At 56.5% G+C, this 20,776-nt stretch carries 23 protein-coding genes and 1 pseudogene; 10 read left to right on the top strand and 14 right to left on the bottom strand.

What is annotated here, in order from left to right; genetic code table 11:
- Window positions 1-3 precede the first annotated feature (3 nt).
- The 3 genes from ACI3K0_RS28040 (at window position 4) to ACI3K0_RS28030 (ending at window position 3,239) form a co-directional block, all read left to right on the top strand.
- Window positions 4-375: a response regulator gene (locus ACI3K0_RS28040; RefSeq protein ID WP_206828809.1), complete on the top strand. Its 372-nt coding sequence runs from the start codon at window positions 4-6 to the stop codon at window positions 373-375.
- Between the two features lie 309 nt (window positions 376-684).
- Window positions 685-1,638, top strand: a complete 954-nt coding sequence (locus ACI3K0_RS28035) for an HD-GYP domain-containing protein (RefSeq protein ID WP_404946749.1) — start codon at window positions 685-687, stop codon at window positions 1,636-1,638.
- Window positions 1,639-2,198: 560 nt separating this feature from the next.
- Entirely contained in the window at window positions 2,199-3,239 is a 1,041-nt protein-coding gene (locus tag ACI3K0_RS28030) for a GGDEF domain-containing protein (protein ID WP_404946748.1), read from the top strand.
- 150 nt (window positions 3,240-3,389) lie between these two features.
- Here the strand turns inward: ACI3K0_RS28030 and ACI3K0_RS28025 are convergent, their stop codons facing one another.
- The 5 genes from ACI3K0_RS28025 to ACI3K0_RS28005 all read right to left on the bottom strand — a co-directional run bounded on the left by ACI3K0_RS28025 (window position 3,390) and on the right by ACI3K0_RS28005 (window position 8,218).
- Window positions 3,390-3,929 carry a hypothetical protein gene (locus ACI3K0_RS28025; protein WP_404946763.1) on the bottom strand — a complete coding sequence of 180 codons (540 nt, stop codon included), beginning with the start codon at window positions 3,927-3,929 and terminating at the stop codon, window positions 3,390-3,392.
- Window positions 3,930-4,116: 187 nt separating this feature from the next.
- On the bottom strand, window positions 4,117-5,232 hold the full coding sequence (locus ACI3K0_RS28020) for an ABC transporter ATP-binding protein (protein ID WP_404946747.1): 1,116 nt from the start codon (window positions 5,230-5,232) through the stop codon (window positions 4,117-4,119).
- A 67-nt stretch (window positions 5,233-5,299) separates the two neighbouring features.
- Window positions 5,300-6,382, bottom strand: a complete 1,083-nt coding sequence (locus tag ACI3K0_RS28015; RefSeq protein WP_404946746.1) for an extracellular solute-binding protein — start codon at window positions 6,380-6,382, stop codon at window positions 5,300-5,302.
- A 64-nt stretch (window positions 6,383-6,446) separates the two neighbouring features.
- Window positions 6,447-7,241, bottom strand: a complete 795-nt coding sequence (locus ACI3K0_RS28010) for an ABC transporter permease (RefSeq protein ID WP_404946745.1) — start codon at window positions 7,239-7,241, stop codon at window positions 6,447-6,449.
- Window positions 7,238-8,218 carry an ABC transporter permease gene (locus ACI3K0_RS28005; protein WP_404946744.1) on the bottom strand — a complete coding sequence of 327 codons (981 nt, stop codon included), beginning with the start codon at window positions 8,216-8,218 and terminating at the stop codon, window positions 7,238-7,240. Before ACI3K0_RS28005 ends, ACI3K0_RS28010 begins: the two co-directional genes overlap by 4 nt.
- 15 nt (window positions 8,219-8,233) lie before the next feature.
- On the opposite strand from ACI3K0_RS28005, the gene ACI3K0_RS28000 reads away from it, so the two are divergent.
- A complete protein-coding gene (locus ACI3K0_RS28000) occupies window positions 8,234-9,292 on the top strand; it encodes a LysR family transcriptional regulator (protein ID WP_404946743.1) in 1,059 nt (352 codons plus the stop codon).
- 230 nt (window positions 9,293-9,522) lie between these two features.
- Here the strand turns inward: ACI3K0_RS28000 and ACI3K0_RS27995 are convergent, their stop codons facing one another.
- Complete coding sequence (locus ACI3K0_RS27995; RefSeq protein ID WP_404946742.1) at window positions 9,523-10,260, bottom strand: SDR family oxidoreductase; 738 nt, start codon at window positions 10,258-10,260, stop codon at window positions 9,523-9,525.
- Window positions 10,261-10,349: 89 nt separating this feature from the next.
- Between ACI3K0_RS27995 and ACI3K0_RS27990 the strand changes: the two are divergent.
- Together ACI3K0_RS27990 and ACI3K0_RS27985 are read left to right on the top strand one after the other, a co-directional pair.
- Window positions 10,350-10,610: pseudogene (locus ACI3K0_RS27990) on the top strand (helix-turn-helix domain-containing protein); the annotation flags it as partial.
- A 15-nt stretch (window positions 10,611-10,625) separates the two neighbouring features.
- On the top strand, window positions 10,626-11,180 hold the full coding sequence (locus ACI3K0_RS27985; protein ID WP_404946762.1) for a hypothetical protein: 555 nt from the start codon (window positions 10,626-10,628) through the stop codon (window positions 11,178-11,180).
- Window positions 11,181-11,270: 90 nt separating this feature from the next.
- On the opposite strand, the gene ACI3K0_RS27980 is transcribed toward ACI3K0_RS27985, so the two are convergent.
- The 8 genes from ACI3K0_RS27980 to ACI3K0_RS27945 form a co-directional block, all read right to left on the bottom strand.
- The gene (locus ACI3K0_RS27980) at window positions 11,271-12,161 is read right to left on the bottom strand and encodes an alpha/beta fold hydrolase (protein WP_404946741.1); all 891 of its coding nucleotides are present in this window, start codon (window positions 12,159-12,161) and stop codon (window positions 11,271-11,273) included.
- Between the two features lie 54 nt (window positions 12,162-12,215).
- The gene (locus ACI3K0_RS27975) at window positions 12,216-12,647 is read right to left on the bottom strand and encodes a RidA family protein (RefSeq protein WP_404946740.1); all 432 of its coding nucleotides are present in this window, start codon (window positions 12,645-12,647) and stop codon (window positions 12,216-12,218) included.
- A gap of 20 nt (window positions 12,648-12,667) precedes the next feature.
- On the bottom strand, window positions 12,668-13,477 hold the full coding sequence (locus tag ACI3K0_RS27970; protein WP_112651880.1) for a transporter substrate-binding domain-containing protein: 810 nt from the start codon (window positions 13,475-13,477) through the stop codon (window positions 12,668-12,670).
- Window positions 13,478-13,518: 41 nt separating this feature from the next.
- Window positions 13,519-14,250 (bottom strand): amino acid ABC transporter ATP-binding protein, encoded by a 732-nt coding sequence (locus tag ACI3K0_RS27965; RefSeq protein ID WP_112651882.1) that lies wholly within the window; start codon window positions 14,248-14,250, stop codon window positions 13,519-13,521.
- Window positions 14,250-14,909, bottom strand: coding sequence for an amino acid ABC transporter permease (locus ACI3K0_RS27960; protein ID WP_174066452.1), 660 nt, complete (start codon window positions 14,907-14,909; stop codon window positions 14,250-14,252). The genes ACI3K0_RS27965 and ACI3K0_RS27960 overlap by 1 nt, the downstream gene beginning before the upstream one ends.
- Before the next feature lie 7 nt (window positions 14,910-14,916).
- Complete coding sequence (locus ACI3K0_RS27955; RefSeq protein ID WP_174066454.1) at window positions 14,917-15,597, bottom strand: amino acid ABC transporter permease; 681 nt, start codon at window positions 15,595-15,597, stop codon at window positions 14,917-14,919.
- Complete coding sequence (locus ACI3K0_RS27950) at window positions 15,597-16,295, bottom strand: molybdate ABC transporter substrate-binding protein (protein ID WP_404946739.1); 699 nt, start codon at window positions 16,293-16,295, stop codon at window positions 15,597-15,599. Before ACI3K0_RS27950 ends, ACI3K0_RS27955 begins: the two co-directional genes overlap by 1 nt.
- Before the next feature lie 312 nt (window positions 16,296-16,607).
- The gene (locus tag ACI3K0_RS27945; RefSeq protein WP_206829396.1) at window positions 16,608-17,414 is read right to left on the bottom strand and encodes a GntR family transcriptional regulator; all 807 of its coding nucleotides are present in this window, start codon (window positions 17,412-17,414) and stop codon (window positions 16,608-16,610) included.
- Between the two features lie 116 nt (window positions 17,415-17,530).
- On the opposite strand from ACI3K0_RS27945, the gene ACI3K0_RS27940 reads away from it, so the two are divergent.
- The 4 genes from ACI3K0_RS27940 to otnK all read left to right on the top strand — a co-directional run.
- Window positions 17,531-18,457, top strand: a complete 927-nt coding sequence (locus ACI3K0_RS27940) for a glutamate cyclase domain-containing protein (RefSeq protein WP_206829397.1) — start codon at window positions 17,531-17,533, stop codon at window positions 18,455-18,457.
- A 57-nt stretch (window positions 18,458-18,514) separates the two neighbouring features.
- On the top strand, window positions 18,515-19,321 hold the full coding sequence (locus ACI3K0_RS27935) for a hydroxypyruvate isomerase family protein (RefSeq protein WP_206829398.1): 807 nt from the start codon (window positions 18,515-18,517) through the stop codon (window positions 19,319-19,321).
- Window positions 19,321-19,983 (top strand): aspartate/glutamate racemase family protein, encoded by a 663-nt coding sequence (locus ACI3K0_RS27930; protein WP_404946738.1) that lies wholly within the window; start codon window positions 19,321-19,323, stop codon window positions 19,981-19,983. Before ACI3K0_RS27935 ends, ACI3K0_RS27930 begins: the two co-directional genes overlap by 1 nt.
- 20 nt (window positions 19,984-20,003) lie before the next feature.
- The coding region (gene otnK / locus ACI3K0_RS27925) for a 3-oxo-tetronate kinase (protein ID WP_404946737.1) at window positions 20,004-20,776 on the top strand (773 nt) is incomplete at its 3' end.

Here is a 20,776-nt window from a genome sequence, read left to right as displayed (position 1 = left end):
GGGATGACGCAAAAGGGGATCACTGTCGTTGTCGTTGAAGACGAGGCGCTTGTAAGATTGGATATGGTTATGTCGCTCGAGGACGAGGGGTTCATTGTGCTCGAGGCCTCAAATGCAGACGACGCCATCGACATTCTCAACACCCATCCGGAAATCCGCTTGATGTTCACCGATATCGATATGCCGGGCAGCATGGACGGCCTGAAGCTGGCTGCTGCAGTGCGTGACAGGTGGCCGCCTGTCAAGATCATCGTGGCTTCTGGCCATCGTCAATTGAGCGATGAGCTTTTACCGGTTGAGGGCAAGTTTTTTAGCAAACCGTACGACCACGGCCGCGTCATCGCGACCATGAGGGAAATGCTAGCCGCAGCCTAGGTATCGACCGCGCTAGCAAGCCACATTTTCCGGGCAGCGTTCGAAGCTGTTCACGGATGAGTTCGCTGGGATTGACCGCCGGGCCAGCGTCCATCCAGTCCATAAGTAAGGCATGTTGGACGGTCCGAGACACCGAACGCAATGTCTCTGCATTGATGTGGGACCACCGGACGAGACCACCCTTGGCAAACAAGCTCCAACTGACGCCCGCGTGACATACCCGCTTTTTGTTGCACTGCGGCATTCGGAGTTTGGTAACATATTCGAATGACTGTGCTCCTATCTCGATAGGGAACCTTGGGGGCAAGGATGAAGAAGAGGATACGGCTGCATCAGGTTCGCGTCGGGATGTATGTTGAGGAGCTTGAGGGAGCGGTTCTTTCGCTTCCGCATCTTGGGCCTGTTGCGTCTCCCTTCGACGTCGACCTTATGATGAACAGTCACGCGATCAGTGTCGTTATAAATACGCAGAAAGGGTTGGACGTTGATCCCGATCACAACGAAGTCCAGCTTGATCTGATCGATTTTGAGTCTACTCTTGCCTCAAAGTTCAGCGCGGGGCAGATTCTACATGCACAAGAAGCCATTCAGGATGCCCGACGCAGTGTGAGCGATGTTCTCGTCGAGGCTCGCCTTCGGGGGGCGCTTCATCTGGACGCGGCGGACAAAGCTGTCGAGAGGATCATGCTGGCAGCAATGACCAATGCTGGCGCGATGATTGCTGTGGCCAAACTCAAGAAGAAGGACGAGGGAACATTCCTGCATTCGCTGGCGGTCAGTGCCCTCATGGTCACTTTCGGACGAAACCTCGGGCTAAGCGAGGAAGCGGTGCGGGTTCTCGGTTTAGGCGGCCTGATTCACGATCTCGGCAAAATGATGCTGCCAATCGCATTGTTGCGTAAACCCGGAAAGCTGACAGTCGAAGAGATGGATCTCATTCGAACTCATCCGGAACGAGGCTACGAGATGGCGAAACGTATCGCTGGCATGCCCCGGCCTGTTCTCGATATTTGCCTTTACCACCATGAGAAATTCGATGGGACCGGCTATCCGCATCGGCTGGCCGGCTCGGCAATTCCACACGTTGCACGCATTGCGGCAATCTGCGACGTCTACGACGCACTGACCTCGGTCCGACCGTACAAGCGGGCTTGGTCACAAGCGGAGGCCATCGAAACGATGATGCGCTCCACCGGCCATTTCGATCCGGATCTCATGAAAGCCTTCGTCTCGAAGATGGTGATCAATGGCACAATCCATTAAGAACGTGCGCGAAATGCTCGGCTGATGCGGGATTTTGCCCGGGCTTGAGCCCTGCCTAGTTTGGGAATGAGGGGCTTCGACATTGGCTATTGGCACAAGCTGAGGCGCTGGCGCTACTCGTAAAAGCGAATAGCGCCAGCCAATCCTCGGCAAGGAAAATGGTTAGGACTGGTTCAAGCCGAAGTGACGAAGGTTCCAAGGGCTCCAACGTCGATGACGGAAATGGCTTGGCGCACGATGTTCGATGGTGGATTGCTTAGGTAATCCGTATGCCGATACGCGAGCAATCGGTAACTCGGAATCTAATCGGGATGAAAGGGATATTTTACGAGGAACTGATAAAGATCTTACGGATGCTGTAGGTAAAGCATCGACTGATCTGGAAAAATGCGATGCGCCTCCGTGGAATGTTAAATCCATTTATCTTGGCGGGCTCCGAGATAGCCTCGCCAGCGCAAGTCGAGGCTACACTCCGGGAGCTTTATAGTAGCAAGCCACATGTGGTTGCAACGTGCGGCATTGCTCTCGCAGGCCTGAGCGCCGCCTCGTCAGGAGCGGTGTTGGCGGGCGCTCTGGCGACGATCGTGGCCGCAGCGTGCCTGTTTCTGCGGGTCGTTCTAGAATACCTTTACCGCAAGCATGCTACCGTCCCTGTGCACCAGCGATGGGTATCCCTGTTCGTATTTGGCTCACTCGTCTGCGGGCTCGGATGGGGTGTTTCCGGCGCAGTGCTGCTTTACGGGGCGTCGGCTGCCACCCAGACGATTACTGTTGGTGTGGCATGCGCGATAGTGCAAGGCGCGGCCGGAAGGGCGTTCATGATGCCGGGAACGGCGTTCATCAACGTCGCTCTTGTTCTGGGACTGATGGCTATTGCTGCATATCTGGATGGAAACTACATCATTATCCCAGCATGCGTCCTATACTACTGCTTTTTATCCTCTTTTATCGTCCAGATGGTGGGTAACCGAATGCGACAACTGCGTGCGGAGGAGATGAACGAGCGTTTACTTGAAGAACTTACCGTCAAGAACGACCTCCTCCGCGTCGCAAACGAGAGACTGGCTGCAAGTGCTTTCGAGGATCCGCTGACCGGACTGGCGAACAGGCGCAAATTCGATGCGGCGTTTGATGAGATGCTCGTGAACGCGCACAGACACCAGACGTCGATCTCCTTGATGATGATCGATGTCGATCATTTCAAGCGCTTTAACGACACGTATGGACATCAGGCAGGTGACCGGTGTTTGCAGGTGTTATCCACGGTGCTCAACGAGGTCATCTCGCAGAGCGGCCTCCTTGCTCGATACGGCGGCGAAGAATTCGTGGCGATCTTACCGGATTCCGATTTGTCGAGGGCATCTGTCGTTGCGGAAAGGGCGCGGCATGCTGCCCAACTTGCAGGCGTGGCCGGGAAGGGGAACTGTCCCCCACCCCAGAGTGTGAGCATCGGCCTCGTCTCGTGCGCCGTCTGTCCAGGAATATCGCGAGAAATGATCCTGGCGGCCGCTGACGCAGCGCTTTATGCCGCAAAACAGCAGGGTCGAAACCGCGTATGCATCGGCTCAGATGAAGGTCTTGCGACCTCGAGCGCAACCTGAGGCTACTTTCTATTGTGTTTGCATCTTGACGAACATGCGCTCGTTGTATGCCGGGCCGAGCGGTTGGATGAGTTGAATGGTCGAGGGTTCAAGCCCTTTCAAGGCAGCGGGCTACGTCATCTATTCTCGTTTTTAGAGCGCGCTGCGGATCTATGAGGTCTTGACCGCCGCCAGAGCGCCCTTAATCGCGGAGTCTTTTTGCTGCGAAATGACCTTTTCGAGCGCTGCGATGGTGCCGATCGCGGCCGAGTCAAACACCGGTATTTTGATCCGTTCACTCAGATCAGTTGTCAGAGCATGCCCGCCGAGATTGGTACTCCAGATCAAAACGGCGTCTGGCTGCTCGGCCGCAAGCTCGATTGTCAGCCGGACGATTTTGTCTGCTGGAACGGAAGATGCTTCGAAATTGTCACGTATGCACAGATCGCGTCGCGCCACGATGGTGATGCTCCGTTTTGCGAAGGCCTTGACCAAGTGCTCGCCATCTTCCGGATCGCCCTGTTGAATCAGGGCGATCCTTGTCAGCCCCAATCTATGGAACAGCCTCGGGGTTTCGAGCGCCGTGGTCGTCGCGGTGATGCCGGTCTCTTCCTCGATGAGCGCGCAGAGTTGGCGATCGGGTTCGAAGCCGAGCAGAGCGCCACGCGTAGCATTCCAGAGAATGATGCCGGGCTTGGCCTGAGCCAGCAACCTTGCCGATTGCAGAAATGGTTGCAGGTCATATCCATCGGCCGGATGGCCACCATAGGGCACTCGGGAAAAGCATGCGTCGATGCCCGGATAATCCGCCAGGATCACGTTGGTCACTCGTTCGACGACGCGGTTGGACGACGGGAGGATGACGCCGATAGCAGGGATGGTCATTTGCATGAACGGATCACTGCTCCCGCACGATCAGCGTACGTTCCGCCGACCATGTTGCAGTCCAGGTATCACCGTCTTGTGGATGTGCGACACCGATTGTCTCTGTCGGCAACGAGCAAATGAATTCCGACCCTGGAATGCCAAGCCAAACTGACAGCGCCTGTCCCTTGAAGACGGTTCTGAGGACCTTACCGGTAAAAACGTTGACTGTCCCACAAGGTGCTTCGCCCGGAAAAAGCCGCACGCTTTCAGGGCGTATGGCAACGACCGCCTTTTCGCCGGCACTGAGCTCCGTTGGGACACGGCTTTCGAATGGTTGTCCGGATGCGTCCTGAAGCGTGGTCGTGTCGCCCTGCTTTCCAAGGATGGTGGCGGGGATGAAATTCGACGTGCCGATGAAGTCGGCGACGAAATGCGACGACGGCCGCTCGTAGATCGCGCGGGCCGACGCCGCCTGCTCTATGCGACCGCCGCGCATCACTGCGATCTGGTCGGCGAGCACTAGCGCCTCCTCCTGATCGTGTGTAACGAGGATAGTGGTCAGCCCCAGCTCATTGCACAGCAGACGCAGCTCGATCTGCATCGCCTCGCGCAGCTTCTTGTCGAGCGCCCCGAAGGGTTCGTCGAGCAGGAGGACCTTGGGCCGGTAGACGATGGCGCGGGCAAGTGCCACCCGTTGCTGCTGACCGCCGGACAGTGCCGATGGCATGCGATCCTCGAAGCCGGTGAGATGGGTGAGCGCTAGTGCCCGCTTTGCCCGCTCGGCCGTCTCCGCCTTTCCGACGCCACGCATCGACAGGCCGAAGGCGACGTTTTCCAGAACCGTCATATGCGGAAACAGCGCATAGTTCTGGAACAGCATGCCGAGATTGCGCCGATGAACGGGAAGGTCGGTGATCGGCCTGCCGTCTATGGCGATGTCACCCGCCGTCGGTTGAACCAGTCCGGCGATCATTCTGAGCGTCGTGGTCTTGCCGCAGCCCGACGGGCCGAGCAGAGCCAGGATCTCGCCGCTTCTCGCCTCGAGATTGATGTTGCTCACCACCTGGTTTGCGCCGTAGCTGCGGCTGATGCCCCGCAGCGTGACACTGCCGCCTTCGGTTTTAGAGGTGCTTGCCTGCTTGCTCATAGGCCGTCTCCATCGATTGATACTGGCCGGCCGATGAACACCATCGGCCGGCTGGCTGAAGCTGGTCTCATACCGAGAAAATGCCGTTCATCTTTTCGGTCCAGGCCGAGCGCTTGCCATTGATGAACTCCCAGTCCGGCGTGAACAGGCCACGCTTGTCCATTTCCTCGACCGGATAAGCGATGTATTTCAGGGTCTCGGCCGAAAACTCGATGCCGGAAACCGGTGGGGCAGTGAGCGCGAACTCGCTGAAAGCCTTCTGGGTCTTGGCTTCCAGCATGCGGTTCATGAAGGCGACAGCGACGTCCCTGTTCGGGCCGCCCTTGACCAGGACCTGGCAATTGTTGCCGGCAAAACTGCCTTCTTTGGGAAAGCTCATCGTCACCGGAGCACCCTTGGCCGTGTAGGGATAGATATATTTCGACAGTTCCAGCAGGCCGATATCGGCCTGGCCCTGGGCGACTTCGTTGGCCGCCTGCGGGCCGTTGTCGAACAGGTTCATGATGTTCGGCTTCAGTTCGGCGACCTTGTCGAAACTGTCATCGACCAGATACTGCGCTTCTGCAAACGGCTTTCCGGATTTGACGGACGCGGCTACGATGAGAAAGAAGACGGAAGGCGTGTTCTTGGGGCTGACCAGCTTCAGCTTGCCGGCATATTCCGGCTTCCAAAGATCGGCATAGCTTGCCGGTGGGATGACGGAGGAATTGTGGAACATGCTGCCGACCGAGATGGCCAGCGCGCTTGCCCAGCCGTCGAAACCGAAGCGGGGGTAGAGATTGGCGAGCGCCGGCATATCGTCCTTCGGCATTTGCTCGATCAGGCCTTCTGCCTTGCAGATCGGGATCGCCACGTCGTCGATGAACATGACCGAGAACTTCGGATTGTCTTTGGTGGCGCGCATCTTGCCGACATTGGCAAGCGTGAAGCCTTCCTCGGCGGTCACTTTTGCGCCGAAATCCTTTTCGAAGACGGGGATGATCTCTTTTTTGACGAACTCGCCCTGCGAGCCGCCCCAGATCCCGATTTGGATTTCCTTGCCCGCGGCCCAGCCGTTGCGTACGAAGCCCATGGGGGCTGCAAGGGGTGCGGCGATGGCGGTGGCGCCAAGCGCGATCTTACCGAATGTGCGTCTCGAAATATTGGTCATGTCATTTCCCCTTTTTGTTGAACGATTGGTTTGTTGAGCTTAAGCCGGCGAATGTGCAGACAGATCAGCTGGCGAGCCTGGCAAGGCTAATCCCGAAGACCTTCTCGATGACGAGCACGAGAAAAAGGGCGAAGAAGATCATCAGCGAGGCAATGGCTGCGATCGACGGGTCGAACGAGCGCTCGATGACCGTGTAGAGATAAAGCGGGATCGGAAAGTGATTGCCGTCGGCCAGCCACATCGATATCGGGTAGTCGTCGAAGGAGACGATGAAACAGAAGATGCCGCCGGCCAAAATGCCCGGCCGCACTTGCGGCCATATGATTTTTGTCGCCACCACATGAGGTGCTGCGCCGAGAACAGAGGCGGCATCCTCAAGATTGCGGTTGATCAGCACGAAGCTCGCTGAAACCGAGCGGATGACATAGGGCAGGCAGATTACCGTATGGCCGATGATGAGTTGCAGCAGAGTGGCCCGCGAACCCATCATTGAAAACAACTGCAGCAGCGCCACACCGGTCACGATCAATGGTACGATTAACGGCGACAGGATGATGCCGAGCACCGCATCCTGGCCTGGAACCTTGAAGCGCGTCAGCCCGACCGCACAGGGAATCCCGAGGATCAGCGACACGATGGTAACGATCGCAGCGAGTTCGAGCGAGAACAGGAAACTGCCCTGCGCCTCGGGGTTGGTCAGCACAGCGGCATACCATTTCAGGGTAAAGCCCTGCGGCGGGAAAACGATATAGGCTGTGTCAGAGATCGACATCAGAAGCGGCACGACGAGCGGGGCGACGACGATCAGGAGAATGATTGCAACGACGATTTTCAGAAACGGACTGACGGTCTCGGTCATCGGGCGGCCTCCGTCCAGCGGGCAAAGCGCCGGTTGACGATCTTCAGGAAGACGAGGTTGACGGCCAGTACCATGGCGATCAGCAGCGTCGAGATTGCCGCGCCGAACGGCCAGTCGTTGAGCGTCAGGATCTGCTGCTCAATCAGCGTGCCGAGCAGCGGCGAGAAATTGCCGCCAAGCACCTGCGGCGTGACATAGGCGGCTGAGCTCAGCGAGAAGACCAAGGAAGCGCCAACCGCAAGGCCCGGCAGGCTAAGCGGAAGTATCACTTTCAGAAAGACGCGCAGCCTTGTTGCGCCCGCAACCCGAGCCGCTTCCTCGACCGTGCGGTCGATGCGGGCGATCGCCGAGGCGAGCGGCATGACCATGAAGGGCAGGTAGACATGGACGCAGGCAATCAGGACTGCCCATTCCGTATAGAGCAGGACCGGCGGGTGGGTGATGCCGACCTGTCCCAGCACCCAGGCGAGCGCACCGGTCTTATTGAGGATCGTCTGCCAGCCATAAGAGCGCACGACGACATTGACCAGCAGCGGCGCAAGGATGGTGATGGTGACCAGCCTTGCTAGCGAGGGGCCACCGCGGGCGATCACAATCGCCAGCGGATAGGCAAAGATCGCGGCGCAAAAACATGTCAGTAGCGCGACTCGGATCGTCCGGGCCAGAATGCGGAAATAAAGGTCGGATGAAAACAGCCTGGTGTAGTTTTCGAGCGTGATGCCTTTGATCGTGACGCCATCGACGACATGGGCAGAGAGGCTGCTGACGATCATCGACAGGACCGGCCAAATAAACCAGACGCCAAGGAACAGGAGCGCCGGCAGGACCAGGAAAAGGCCAGTGTGGCGCGTCGATGAAAACCGCGACCATGCTTCCGCAACAAGCCGCGAGAACTTCGTGTCGTTCTCCCGAGCGCCCGAGAGATCGCCGTCGTTGGGGAGGGGGGCAAACGGTATCGTTCCATCCACGCTCTGCATCCGGTTTCTCCTTGGATGGAGCGCTCACTTGCGATCCCAGTTGTCATCTTGACCGTGACAATCAGCGTAATTTCCGTTGCCGTCCATCGGAGAATAAGCAATCATCCATTCGAAAAATTAGGATGGTTCGAGGAGGTCGGAATGCGGGGTTCGCTAGTTCCTGCATCGCTGCGTTACGCCGACCAGGTGGCTCGGTCCGGATCCATCCAGAAGGCGGCTAAGGAACTGAACGTTGCGGCATCCGCCATCGACCGGCAAATTCTGCTGCTGGAAGAGGATCTGGGCGTGGAGCTTTTCGAGCGCATGCCGCGGGGTATGCGGTTGACCGCAGCCGGTGACGCGCTGATCGCACTCGCCCGCCGCTGGAAGAGCGACGAACGCAAGGCGGCAGCCGATATCCGCCAGTTGCAGGGCATCCATCAGGGGCATGTGCGGCTGGTGGCGATGGATAGCCACGCCAATGGGTTTCTGCCGCAGTTCATTGATAAACTTGCAAGCTTACATCCGCGAATTTCACTCGAGGTCGAGATCGCCAGCCCCGACGACGCCCTGTCGGCGCTCGCGGCCGGCGATGCCGACATCATCGCGGCCTTCAACTTGTCGCCGAGACGGGATGTGCATGTCCTGTGGAGTGCAGAGCTTCCGCTCGGCAGCGTGGTGTCACCACATCACGAGCTGGCGCGCGCTAAGACTACCAGTTTGCAAGAAGCAACGCAGTATCCTATCGCGCTGCAGAGCAAGGCGCTGTTCATTCGCCGTTATCTCGATGCGCGTTACGGATGGCTATTCACTGACCCCCAGAAGGCGGTTGTCACTAACTCGCTGCAGTTGGTCAAGCAGCTTGCTCGCAGCGGCCGATACATCGCGTTTACATCGGAGCTCGATGCAGCCCCGGAAATAATCGAGGGCTCGCTGGTCTTCCTGCCCCTGCGCGACAAGGGCGCCGAGCCGCAAACCGTAAGCCTTGCCATCGATGCGCGAAAGCCGCTATCGCGAATAGGCCGCATCGTTTCTGAACTGCTGCAGGAGGAGATGGCACAATGCCTGGACCGTGTCAGAATGCGGACTGCCTAAGGTTCATCCTTCCATCGGAATTGCGTGGCCGGCGGATCGCATCCCTTCAAGGCGAGACATAGGCTGCCCGCTGGCAATTTTTTTGGCTAACTAGGTAGCAATCAATTGCAAGCGCAATAGCATTCATGCCGCACAACTTCGCGGTGTCGTGCGCGTTCCGGCGACAGCATGGTCGCCGGAGTTAGGCCTTGTACGAGCAAACGCGTCGATTAACTGAGAGGTTTAGTTTGCTAACTCTGTGCCGTGGGGCGAACGACTATCTCGCCGACGTCAACGTCGCCTGGTTGCTCGATGGCAAATCCAATAGCACGGGCTATGGCTGAGGGGTCTATCGCCATATCATCTCTCAAGCCGATATATCTCGCCCGAACGTCCATGTTGGCTATACCTTCAACGAACGGAGTGTTGACCGCCCCCGGTGAAATTACCGTAACTCTTAAGTCAGGACCAGCTTCCTGCCTCAAGCCTTCACAAATTGCTCTGACTGCAAATTTCGTCCCAGAATAAACTGTTTGCGTTGGGACGGTTTTCATACCAGCAGTCGACGCGACTGCGATGAAATGGCCGGAGCGCTGCGCGCGAAAGACGGGTAGCGAGGCCGCGATCCCGAACAGGACGCCCTTGACGTTCACATCGACCATCCGTTCCCATTCATCTACGCGCAGATCATCGAGCGGAGAGATTGGGCCAATACCCGCATTGTTGATAAAAACATCAACAGCGCCGTAATGGGCTTTGGCGCGGTCGACCAGTCGGGATACGTCGTCGCGACGAGAAACATCTGCCTGGACGACTAGCGCCTGACCGCCATTTTCAATCAGTTCGGCGACCAAGGCGTCAAGCTCGTCTTTTCGCCTGGCGGCTGCGACGACCTTTGCTCCTTCCTTAGCCAAATATCGCGCCGTCGCCGCGCCAATTCCGCTGCTCGCTCCAGTTATAACCACCACTTTGCCGGCAATCCTACTCATCTTGCATCCCTTGAATGTTAACTGAGACAGGATATGTGATCGTTATATATGTACCAGATAGCATTTTATCCTATTACCAAAGGTGACAGATGGGGAAGTTGGATCGCGTCGACCATAGGCTTGCACTGGCTGGGTTCGTCCAAAGCCTTCGGTCGAGAAGCAAGCCAGCGGACGTAGGCTTACCTACGTCGCCAAGGCGACGAACGCCCGGTTTACGGCGTGAGGAAGTGGCGTATCTGGCAGGGGTGGGTGTAACCTGGTACACGTGGTTCGAGCAGGGTAGAGACATCAGCGTTTCGTCAGATTTCCTTGAGAGGATCTCTCGTGCCTTTCGGCTCTCCTCAGCGGAGCGCAGTCATCTTTTCATGCTGGCGCAGCATCGGCTTCCCCCCGCAATCAGTCAGCCTCCGCAGGGTATTCCTGAAACCGTTACTGCCTTGCTGAATACGCTCCCGCACCCCGCCTATATTATGAACAACAGGTGGGATGTCGTGGCGTGGAACCCGTTAGCGGGGGAGATATTCCCTGACTTTACCAATTCGGACCTTGGTCAAGTCAATCTTTTGCAACTGGTATTCACGTCACCGGACATGCGACAGTCGATGCTCGATTGGGAGGGCGATGCACGTCGAACCGTCGCCAAATTTCGCCTGGATTATGCCCGCGCAAACGAAGATCCGATGTTTGAAGCACTCGTGGCGGATCTCAAGTCGCAGAGCGTTGAATTTCGGCAAATGTGGGAGCGACAGGAAGTCCTTCCGATTGGCGAGGGCCTGAAAATGATCCGCCATCCTGTTCACGGTCCTCAGACCTATCGACATGTCGCATTGACAGTTGAGGGGTCCACCAGCCTTACGATGATTGTGTATATACCGACAGAAGCCTTGTTGCAGGTTCTTGTCGATCCAGACGTCGAGTGATGATGTGCAGTATCCGGGAGGTGGGGGCTATTGCTGCTCAAGAGCAATTTCAAATTGTCCAGCAGTAGCCCCCCAACCTCAGGGAAGACATCAGCGAGCCTGTATGCTCGAGAAAAATGCCTTCAACGCAGACACGAGTGCTTCCGGCTGTTCCTCGGGAATATAGTGCCCACTATTGGCGATCACGCCCCCTTGGATGTTCTCGGCAAGCGGTTTCATAGCCTCGAATATTCCCGGAGCGCTCCCGACATCTCCACCCAGCGCGAGGACCGGCACAGAGATTTTCGTCTCGAATAGCCGCTTGTTGTATTCCATGTCCTGGATGACGGCTCGATAGTAACCGAGCATGCCTCGCATGCCGCCAAGGCTGCTGTAGGCGCGCACATACTCGTCGATATCGTCCTTGCTGAAGGTCGCCATTGCGTTGGCTGTCTTCTTGTTGAAAAACCATTCAATGAGGATCCGTTCCCTGTCTTTCAGCAACGCCTCCGGAAGGTCCTCAATGATATTGAACAGGAAGTGCCAGTTCCTCCAGTAGTCCGGGTCGGCGACATTGATGCAGGGCTGCAGTGTCACTCCAGGGATGTTTGCATCAAGGAAGACAATACCCTCCAGATCGCTGCCAAACTCGTGCGCGTATGGATAGGCGACCCAGGACCCGACATCGTGTCCGACGAGGAAGTGACGCCCTACGCCGATCGTCTTGAGGAAGGCGTTGACCCTTTTGGCCGTGGTTGCCGTGTCATAACCGCCGATCGGCTTATCAGAGTCACCTTGGCCCGGAAGGTCCAGAGCGATCACATCGAAATCCTTCGCGAGGAGCGGGATGACCCGCCGCCACGCATAAACGCTCTGCGGAAATCCAGCGATCAACACCACGGTCGGGCCTGTACCGGTGCGCAGATGGTGAAAACGGATGCCGTCTGAGTTCACGAACCTCGGCGGAAGTTTCTGACCGTTCTGGTCCAGGTAAGCTGTCATGGGTGTTCTCCCTTACGCATGCTTGTTTTCCAATTTGGGGTTACCGGTCGCTGGTCAGATCGTGACAGCCGCGATCATTTCGATTTCCACCGGCGCACCGTGAGGAAGTTCGGCGACGCCCACGGCGCTTCTTGCATGGGCGCCGCTTGGGCCGAACTGGTCCAGCAGAATATCAGAAGCGGCATCGATGACCGCTCCTTGCTGGTTAAAACCCGGTGCTGACGCAACAAATCCTGTGATCTTGATGATGCGCTCTATTCGTCCTTCTGGACCGATCGCATTCCGGAGCTGTTCCAGGCAGGCATTGATTGACAGGGCAGCGGCTGACTGCGCTTGCACAACACTGACCTCGGCTCCGACTTTTCCACGCAACGCCAGGACGCCATTCTCTCGTGGCAGTTGCCCACTGACGTGGGCAACTCCGTTGTGAACGACCACGGGTGTGACCCGTGTGCTGGGTTGGTGGCTCGTGACTTGATTGCTCATCTGCGAGCCTCCTTTGGGGGTTAGTTGATATCGAGGCTTTTCATATCGGCGGGGAGAGGCTGACCGAACCACTTCACAAATATGTCGTTCAGCTTGCCGTTCTGGACATTGGCTTCGACCCATTTGTTGGTCCAATCCAGGAGCTCAGGTGAGTTCTTTTTGATGCCGATACCCATCGGGTAGGTCTTGAGCGTGAACTTGAGCTCCAGGTCGAGATCGGCCTTCTGCTTCTTGATTTCGCCAAGGTCCGACAATGTGGACGCCAGATATTTCTGCTGGCCGGTAAGGATTGCCGTCCGGGTGGTGGACTCGTCCGCATAGCGCACGATCTCAACACCGGGGACGTCCTTCGTCGAACGTACAAGTTCGATGTCGGCTGTCACGCCGCTGGCGACCGCAACCGATTTGCCGGCGAGGTCCGCCGGCCCTTTGACATTCTCCTCCTTCGGCGCGGAAATGTTAAGCGGCACAACACCATAGGGTGTCGAGATGTCGATCACCTTGAGGCGATCCTTGGTAATGGAGATCGCGGCGACGACGATGTCGACCTTGTTGCTGAGGAGGAACGGAATTCGGTTCGGTCCTGAAACGTTGACTGTCTCCAGTTTCACGCCGAGATCCTTCGCGAGGAGCTGTGCCGTTTCGAGATCCGAACCTTCCTGCTCATTTTTTGCATTCACACCGGCGAAGGGAGGGTGCGAAAAGTCGATGCCGACTATGATGCTGCCGCGGCTTTTGATCTCTTCGAGGCTTGCGGCCGAAGCCGAAAAAGAGGTTGCCGCAGTCATTACGGCGGTCAAAATTCCGATAGCGAAATGCGAGCTGAGCATGCTGTTCTCCTTTTTGTTGTGATTAGTGTTTGGTTTCGCGATCAAAGACCGCTGGCAACGAACTGCTTGAGTTCGGGCGTCTGGGGCAAATCAAGAAGCGAGCGATCTCCCACCTCCCAAATCTTGCCGTGATGCATGAACACGATCTGGTCTGCGACCTTGCGGGCAAATGCCATTTCGTGCGTGACGAGGATCATCGTCATTTTTTCTTTTGCGAGGTTCTCGATAACGCGAAGGACCTCTCCGGTCAGTTCAGGGTCAAGCGCAGACGTGACCTCGTCGAGCAACAGCACGCGGGGTCGCATCGCGAGTGATCGCGCAATGGCGACACGCTGCTGCTGGCCACCGGAAAGCTGCTCCGGGTAGTTGTCGATCTTTTCGCCGAGGCCCACTTTCGACAGAACCTCTTCTGCCAATTCGCGGCACTTGTGCTTAGGTACACCAAGGACACGACGGGGCGCTATTGTAACATTCTCGGCGACCGTCAGATGCGGGAAAAGGTTGTAGCTCTGGAAAACGATTCCGACGTCCTGCCGCAGCTTGCGAAGATCGATCTGTTTGTCATCGATCTCAAAGCCACAGACCGAAAGCGCTCCGCCATTGATCTTTTCGAGGCCGTTTATACAGCGCAAGGCGGTGCTCTTTCCTGAGCCTGATCGCCCGAGGATTGCGACGACCTTGCCTTCATCGATATCGAGCGAAATGCCTTTCAGCACTTCAAGATCGCCAAATTTCTTGTGAACTTCCTTGAAGGATACGATTGCGGCAGCCATCACGAAGACGCCTTTCTGTATTTCCCGGTCGCCCGTTCAAGGCGCCGGCTGAGGATCGAAAGCGGGAAGCAGATGACGAAGTAGATCACTCCCGCAATTGTGAAGATCACAAAGGGTTCATTGCTCGTATTGTTAACCACGCGAGCCGTGTAGGTGAGCTCCGCGAAAGCCAGCACGATTGCATAAGAAGTATTCTTCACGACCTGAACGAAGAAGCCGATGGTCGGAGGTGTGGCGATGCGTATTGCCTGGGGTATTATGATGCGGAAGAGGATATCCGTCTTGGTCAAAGCGAGGCAGTCGGCGGCCTCCCACTGCGTGCTCGGCACAGCCCGCAGGCTTCCTTTCCAGATTTCCGCGAGAAATGCTGCAGAGTAGATCGCCATGGAAAGTCCCGCGGCTGTCAGTGTTGCAGGGTCATACCCTGTCAAACCAGCGCCGAAATAGACTGCAAACATCAAGATAGGAAGGGGAATGCCTTGCACGATGATGATGACAATCGATGAGATCAAACGGGAGATCGTTGACTTTGAGATCAATAGCAGCGCCAGCGGAAAGCCTAGAATGGTGCCGCCCAGAAAGCCGAGCAATGAAAGGACAATGGTCCACCCTGCGCCATTCAGGAGCGCGCCGTATTGTTGTATGGTCAAACCGAGCATGGCGTCCTCACAATGGTGTCCGAAGCCTTCTCAGGCGGGCAAAGGCGAGAAGGCCTGCGCCGTTGAGAAGGCCGCGCATCAGCGCCGTTATGATGATGTAGATGACCGCGACGACGAGATAGATTTCGAAGCTGCGAAACGTGAACGACTGGATGAGCCAGGCAACACCGGTCAATTCCTGGGCGGAGATCTGGTACATGATCGCGGTCGAAAGCATCATCAGGATGGACTGTCCAACCAGCGCCGGATAGACGCGCTCGAAAGCCTGCGGCAGCTCGATGTAAAGGATGCGCTGCAGGGGGGACAGAGCAAGACAGTCCGCAGCTTCGATCTGACCCTTTGGAGTTGCTTCGAGGCCGGCTCGGATGATCTCACCGGTATAAGCTCCGAAGTTCACGATCAACGCGATGACTGCCGCTGTGAATGGGCTCAGACGGATACCAAGCGACGCGAGACCAAAAAACAGCCAGAATGCCTGAATCAGAGATGGCGTGTTGCGGATAATCTCGACGTAAAAGCCGGCAATTCGATCAGCATTACGTGAACCATGGACCCGCGCCAACGCGCAGACGACGCCGAGAATTGCTCCGGGGATGAGTGCGAGGACCGTCATCAGCAACGTTGAAACGATGCCGCCGAGTATCTGGCCCATGTACTCGTTGAGAAACGAAAAGTCGAGTTCTCCCATTAAACTGCTCCTGCGCCAACTACGCCCCCGGGCACATCAAGACCCCCGGCCAGATATGATTTCCGAGCGAAATTGCTTGTTATGAACTCAAGGAAATCGGCGATAACTTCAGAGTCCTGCTGCTCAGCAAAGGCTGAGGCCGTGAAGATCGTTGTATGATTGAGCTCAGCCGGAAAAGGCCCGATGACGTCTACGCCGGACACGGCAAGCAGTTCGCTCATTTGCTGAACAGCGAATTCAACCTCACCCGTTAGAATATGCTCGGCCGTCAGGCCTTGCGGGATAATCTTGGCTTTTGCGAGCACCTGTTCGGCAATGCCGAGCCGTTCGATCAAGGTGCGGAAGAAAACACCGCTGGCGCCTGTTTGGGAAAAGACGACCGATCTTGCGGTAAGCATGCAGGAGATGAACTCCTGCTCTGAGTTGATGGTAACGTCCGGCGAGCCGGCAATTTTCGCCAGGCCAACGGTCGTCGACGCGAGATCGCGAATGCTTCCCATCGAAAGGATGCCGTTGTTGGCTAGCCCTCTCACCATGTCAGATATAGCGATGATAACGTCGGCCCGTTCTCCGGCATCAACGCGATCAGCCAGGACGTTTGTAGGGTTGAAAATGACGTCGAGAGAGATGCCTCGGCTTCGTTCGTACTCGGGAAGAATCCTCTCCCGGAGGGGAGCGAGGACGCCAAGAGTGCTCATCAATCTGATCTTAGGAATTGCCACTGTCCCCTCCAATAGAGTGCCCGTATTGGGTTGGCGATGAGCAAATATCCATCACGTATATTATGCTGTCAAGAATGTTTTTTCAGCAGATTGGGTTCGTGACCAAATTGGCGTCAGAATGCGCACAAGGCCCATGAAATAAACACTCTATGCTGCTTTTTTCGGCGCAATGCAGTCAAAGGACAGGTCCTTCTCACCGCCGTCTGATACAAAATATATATGGCCCCGACGAGATTATCGACGGAGCCATATCTGACGTGTGTAAGCACAGTTTGTGGAGGCGTACGCTTACTCTATGTCTTCGACATCAAGGGTAAGAGAGCCCACCGTCTTGTTCTCAAGCAGTCGGAGAAGGCGGCGCTGGGTGTATCGAGCGTGTTCCGGCAGGAATGTTATCAGCTCGGCCCTGTCGCGTCTTTCTATAGCTTCGATGATCTGGTTGTGTTGGTCGAGGTTGGCGGCAAACTGCCCGGATTGATAGTCCGGATCGGCAACCTCTGCTTTGTAGATGTAGACGTTCAGCCTGCGGACGTGTCGGTGAGTGCTTTCTGCGAAGTCGTAGAACAGGCCGTTGCCAATGGTCTTGTGAATGCGCAGATGAAATTCCTGATTGAGCTGCGTAATCGCTAGGAACTCCCTGTTTTTAACGCTTTCTGTATAACGGCGCTGAATGGCCCGAAGGTCTGGCAGAAGCGTTGGATCGTCAAGTTTGCACATCTGCCCGGCTACGGATTCGGCGAGCTGATGCGCTACGATGACCTCGCCCATCTCGTCCATATCGAGCTTGCGGACATAGGTTCCACCCCGCTGCGGCATGATTTTGACGAAGCCTTCAGCCACCAGGCGGTTGATCGCCTCTCTCGCCGGTGTGCGGCCGAGCTGAAACCGATCCACGAGAATTCGCTCGTCGATCCTGCTTCCAGGCTCCAGTCCCATATCGATGATATGCGATCGAATAAGATCGAGAGCGGCATCTGTTTGTGATGCGAGCTTCACTTCTTCATTCTGAGTCACGGGTGCACCTTTAAAAAATATCCCAAGTATCCAACGCTCCACCGCCTTTGCGGCGTGTTTTGCAAGTCTGATCGCGAACATGCAGTTTTGCGGGCAATTTGTCGAGGTGGAGACCCTATCGTTTTTTGCACCTCAAAGATTGACGAGCTTATTTCATGATAATATATGGGAGATATATTAATGCAAATGGAGGTTCCATGTCGTCGGTTTTTGAAGCAGTGGAAGCATCTGTTGGCCGCATGGTCCGTCGCGATATCTCGCGACTGGTCGCATTCGCCAACGGTAATATTGAAAAGGCAGCCAGGTCGATTGGTGAGCATCCCGCTCCGCATGTGGGGATCATTTGTGGCTTCTTCGTTCGGCATGCGGAACCGCCATCTCCCGAGACGGACGGCCTGAATGGGATGGCCCAACTCGCTGCAGGGCTCACCGAGGCCGGAATCAAGGTGACAGTGATCACCGACGCACCATGTGCGAAGGCGGTTTGGGCGGTCACGAAAGTGCTACCCCACGAGGTCGGACTGGAGGTGGTTTCCGTTGATGCGACCGCTGTGCGCAATCTTCGCAAGAATATTGAGCAATCCGAGACGCCGCTTACACACCTTATCGCCATCGAGCGTTGCTCGCTGGGCTCCGATGGAAAGCCGCACCGCGAACACGGTTGGGATATCTCTGGCGATACCGCACCTTTGGACTATCTTTTCGAAGATCACGGGTGGCAGGCGCCATGGAAGACGATCGGTATCGGTGACGGCGGCAATGAAATCGGCATGGGCGTCCTTCCCCTCGATATCGTCGAGAAGGACATCCCCAACGGTTCGCTCATTGCCGCCAAGACCGGTTCGGATTTCCTGATCGTGTCAGGCGTCGCGAACTGGGGAGCTTATGGTCTTCTGGCGGCTCTCTCCGCTATCCGGAAAGATATTGGTCCTCAACTGCTGAAACACTTCAATGGCACGTTCGAGACCGAGGTCCTTGAGGCGGCCGTCAATATAGGACAGGCGATCGACGACAGCCGTGTCGACCGGCTCGGTCAGTTGCAGATGACCATCGACAGGCTGCCGGTCGCCGACCACGTTGCGATCATCGATGACCTCAAGAGCATCGTTGCCGCCCATGCATGAGACGTTTGGCCGGCCTGTCGCCGGCCAAACTCGCTTACTTCGCAAGGGAGACAGAGCATGAGCGAGGATAATCCCTGGGCCCTGCGGTTCAGTGCCCACATCGGGTTTCTATTCGGCGAGTTGCCATTTGGTGCACGGTTCGCTGCCGCCCGTAAACGTGGCTTTACAGCCGTGGAGCATCCGAGCCCGTTCGAAACGCCAGCGGCGACTGTCCGAAAATATCTGGACGATGCCGGTCTTCATTATGTGCAGACCGGCTTTCCGGCAGGCGACGCCTCTAAAGGGGAAAAGGGCTTTGCGTCGCTTCCTGAGAAGCGCGCCCAGTTTCGGGAAAACATAGCTCCAACTCTGGATTATGCCAGCGAAATTGGATGCAAGATGGTGCATGCGATGGCTGGAGTCGTGCCTGCGGGGGCAACAAGATCTGTCCTGTGGGCTGAATATCTGGAGAACCTGGCATATACGGCGGATGCCGCAAGGGCTTACGATATCGACGTCATCGTCGAACCCATAGGGCCGGGATCGATTGCGAATTATTTCATTGCCGACCCTGACATAGCAATCGAAGCCATCAAAGCGACAAGTCGATCTAATGTTAAGCTTCTGATGGACGTCTATCATGCAATCAGCCTTGGAACAGAACCACTGGCGTTCATCAGAAATCACCATGCGATGATGGGTCATGTCCAGATCGCTGACTATCCCGGGCGACATGAGCCCGGTTCTTCAATCGTTGATTTTGCAAGGGTGTTCCAGGTTCTTAACGATGTCGGCTACGGCGGCCATGTGGGTTGCGAATATCATCCATCGACGTCTACCGAAGAGAGCTTCGGTTGGATGCGAAACTACGGGGAATCCATGTGATGGCTCAACGCTCTCGAATCGTGTTGCTCCACGCGACAATGGTCGCCATTGACCCAATCCATGCAGCGTTTCGCAAGCTATGGCCAGAGGCTGAAGCCGTAAACCTGCTTGATGACGCACTCACAATCGATCGGGCAAAGGCTGATGAATTGAGGCCTGATCTGCAAAGCCGGTTCGTTTCATTGTGCCACTATGGTGCTAGCCTTTCAGCGGATGGCATCCTGATTACTTGCTCAGCTTTCGGCCCTGCAATCGAACAGGCGGCATCGGAAATCTCAATTCCGGTATTGAAACCGAATGCGCCGATGTTTGATGCAGCCATCAGGCAAGGGCAACGGATCGCGATGATCGCGACCTTCGCACCGGCGGTGGTAACGATGGAGCAGGAGTTTGCCGAGCAGGCGAGGGCACAAGGCTCCTCAGCGACGCTTGAGACCTTTGTGCTTCCGGACGCCATGGCCGCTTTGAGAAGGGGCGATGCGGGAACGCATAATCGGCTGGTTGCCGAGAAAGGCGCCAGTCTTTCCGGCTTTGACGCAATCATGCTTGCACATTTTTCCACGTCTCGTGCTGCGGACCTTCTGCGTTCACAAACAGCCACTCCGGTCTTGAGCGCACCCGAGGCGTCGGTGCTAGCGATGCGGGAAGCGCTCGCAGGCTAACCCACGTTGAGGAGATAACAATGCTGTTAGGCGCAATTGCCGATGATTTGACAGGAGCAACTGACATTGCACTCGCATTCGCCCGAGAGGGCTTGCGCACTGTGCAGGTCAATGGAATTCCAGACGATGGCCCTTTCGAGCAGAACGCGGATGCCGTCGTCATCGCCTTGAAGTCGAGGACGATCCCGGCTTCCGAAGCCGTCTCGCTGTCAAGGCGTGCCGTGACATGGCTGCGAGCTCGCGACGTCCAACAAGTCGTTTTTAAATACTGCTCCACTTTTGACTCGACGGACGCCGGCAATATCGGGCCGGTTATCGAAGCGCTGCTTGAGGATTTGGGAGAGACCATCACGATCGCCAGCCCAACTTTTCCGGAAAATGGCCGGACGGTGTTTCAAGGACATCTGTTTGTCGGGGACAAGTTATTGTCCGAGAGTTCGATGAGAGATCATCCTCTCACCCCGATGACGGATTCTAACCTCATCAGGGTACTGCAGAGGCAGACGGCCTTTTCTGTTGGCCTCCTCGCGACTGCCGATGTGCGAGCGGGGCAGGAGAGGGTGGCGGCACGGATAAGGGAAGCGGCGAAACAGAACCTCCGCATCTTGATTGCCGATGCAGCGACAGCGGAGGATCTGAACGCAATTGGCAAAGCCTGCAGTGACAGAATGCTGGTGACGGGCGCCGCCGGGATTGGTGGAGCGCTTGCTCGTAACCATGCTGCAGCAATTCAGGGCGAACGCAGAAGTGCAGAATTCGTTTGGCCGCAAGGCCGAACGGTGGTTCTTGCCGG

This window comes from Rhizobium sp. ZW T2_16, from assembly GCF_044987325.1.
Taxonomy (GTDB): Bacteria; Pseudomonadota; Alphaproteobacteria; order Rhizobiales; family Rhizobiaceae; genus Neorhizobium; species Neorhizobium cellulosilyticum.
Note: the sequence above shows the minus strand (reverse complement) of the source record. Positions and strands in the feature narration are given on the sequence as shown.

What these genes read in the sequence shown, in the direction of transcription:
- ACI3K0_RS28040 (WP_206828809.1), top strand. Translation starts at nt 4, where the DNA reads ATGACGCAAAAGGGGATCACTGTCGTTGTCGTTGAAGACGAGGCGCTT.
- ACI3K0_RS28035 (WP_404946749.1), top strand. Translation starts at nt 685, where the DNA reads ATGAAGAAGAGGATACGGCTGCATCAGGTTCGCGTCGGGATGTATGTT.
- ACI3K0_RS28020 (WP_404946747.1), bottom strand. Translation starts at nt 5,232, where the DNA reads ATGAGCAAGCAGGCAAGCACCTCTAAAACCGAAGGCGGCAGTGTCACG.
- ACI3K0_RS28015 (WP_404946746.1), bottom strand. Translation starts at nt 6,382, where the DNA reads ATGACCAATATTTCGAGACGCACATTCGGTAAGATCGCGCTTGGCGCC.
- ACI3K0_RS28010 (WP_404946745.1), bottom strand. Translation starts at nt 7,241, where the DNA reads ATGACCGAGACCGTCAGTCCGTTTCTGAAAATCGTCGTTGCAATCATT.
- ACI3K0_RS28005 (WP_404946744.1), bottom strand. Translation starts at nt 8,218, where the DNA reads ATGCAGAGCGTGGATGGAACGATACCGTTTGCCCCCCTCCCCAACGAC.
- ACI3K0_RS28000 (WP_404946743.1), top strand. Translation starts at nt 8,234, where the DNA reads ATGGAGCGCTCACTTGCGATCCCAGTTGTCATCTTGACCGTGACAATC.
- ACI3K0_RS27995 (WP_404946742.1), bottom strand. Translation starts at nt 10,260, where the DNA reads ATGAGTAGGATTGCCGGCAAAGTGGTGGTTATAACTGGAGCGAGCAGC.
- ACI3K0_RS27985 (WP_404946762.1), top strand. Translation starts at nt 10,626, where the DNA reads ATGCTGGCGCAGCATCGGCTTCCCCCCGCAATCAGTCAGCCTCCGCAG.
- ACI3K0_RS27980 (WP_404946741.1), bottom strand. Translation starts at nt 12,161, where the DNA reads ATGACAGCTTACCTGGACCAGAACGGTCAGAAACTTCCGCCGAGGTTC.
- ACI3K0_RS27975 (WP_404946740.1), bottom strand. Translation starts at nt 12,647, where the DNA reads ATGAGCAATCAAGTCACGAGCCACCAACCCAGCACACGGGTCACACCC.
- ACI3K0_RS27970 (WP_112651880.1), bottom strand. Translation starts at nt 13,477, where the DNA reads ATGCTCAGCTCGCATTTCGCTATCGGAATTTTGACCGCCGTAATGACT.
- ACI3K0_RS27965 (WP_112651882.1), bottom strand. Translation starts at nt 14,250, where the DNA reads ATGGCTGCCGCAATCGTATCCTTCAAGGAAGTTCACAAGAAATTTGGC.
- ACI3K0_RS27960 (WP_174066452.1), bottom strand. Translation starts at nt 14,909, where the DNA reads ATGCTCGGTTTGACCATACAACAATACGGCGCGCTCCTGAATGGCGCA.
- ACI3K0_RS27955 (WP_174066454.1), bottom strand. Translation starts at nt 15,597, where the DNA reads ATGGGAGAACTCGACTTTTCGTTTCTCAACGAGTACATGGGCCAGATA.
- ACI3K0_RS27950 (WP_404946739.1), bottom strand. Translation starts at nt 16,295, where the DNA reads ATGAGCACTCTTGGCGTCCTCGCTCCCCTCCGGGAGAGGATTCTTCCC.
- ACI3K0_RS27945 (WP_206829396.1), bottom strand. Translation starts at nt 17,414, where the DNA reads ATGTTCGCGATCAGACTTGCAAAACACGCCGCAAAGGCGGTGGAGCGT.
- ACI3K0_RS27940 (WP_206829397.1), top strand. Translation starts at nt 17,531, where the DNA reads ATGTCGTCGGTTTTTGAAGCAGTGGAAGCATCTGTTGGCCGCATGGTC.
- ACI3K0_RS27935 (WP_206829398.1), top strand. Translation starts at nt 18,515, where the DNA reads ATGAGCGAGGATAATCCCTGGGCCCTGCGGTTCAGTGCCCACATCGGG.
- ACI3K0_RS27930 (WP_404946738.1), top strand. Translation starts at nt 19,321, where the DNA reads ATGGCTCAACGCTCTCGAATCGTGTTGCTCCACGCGACAATGGTCGCC.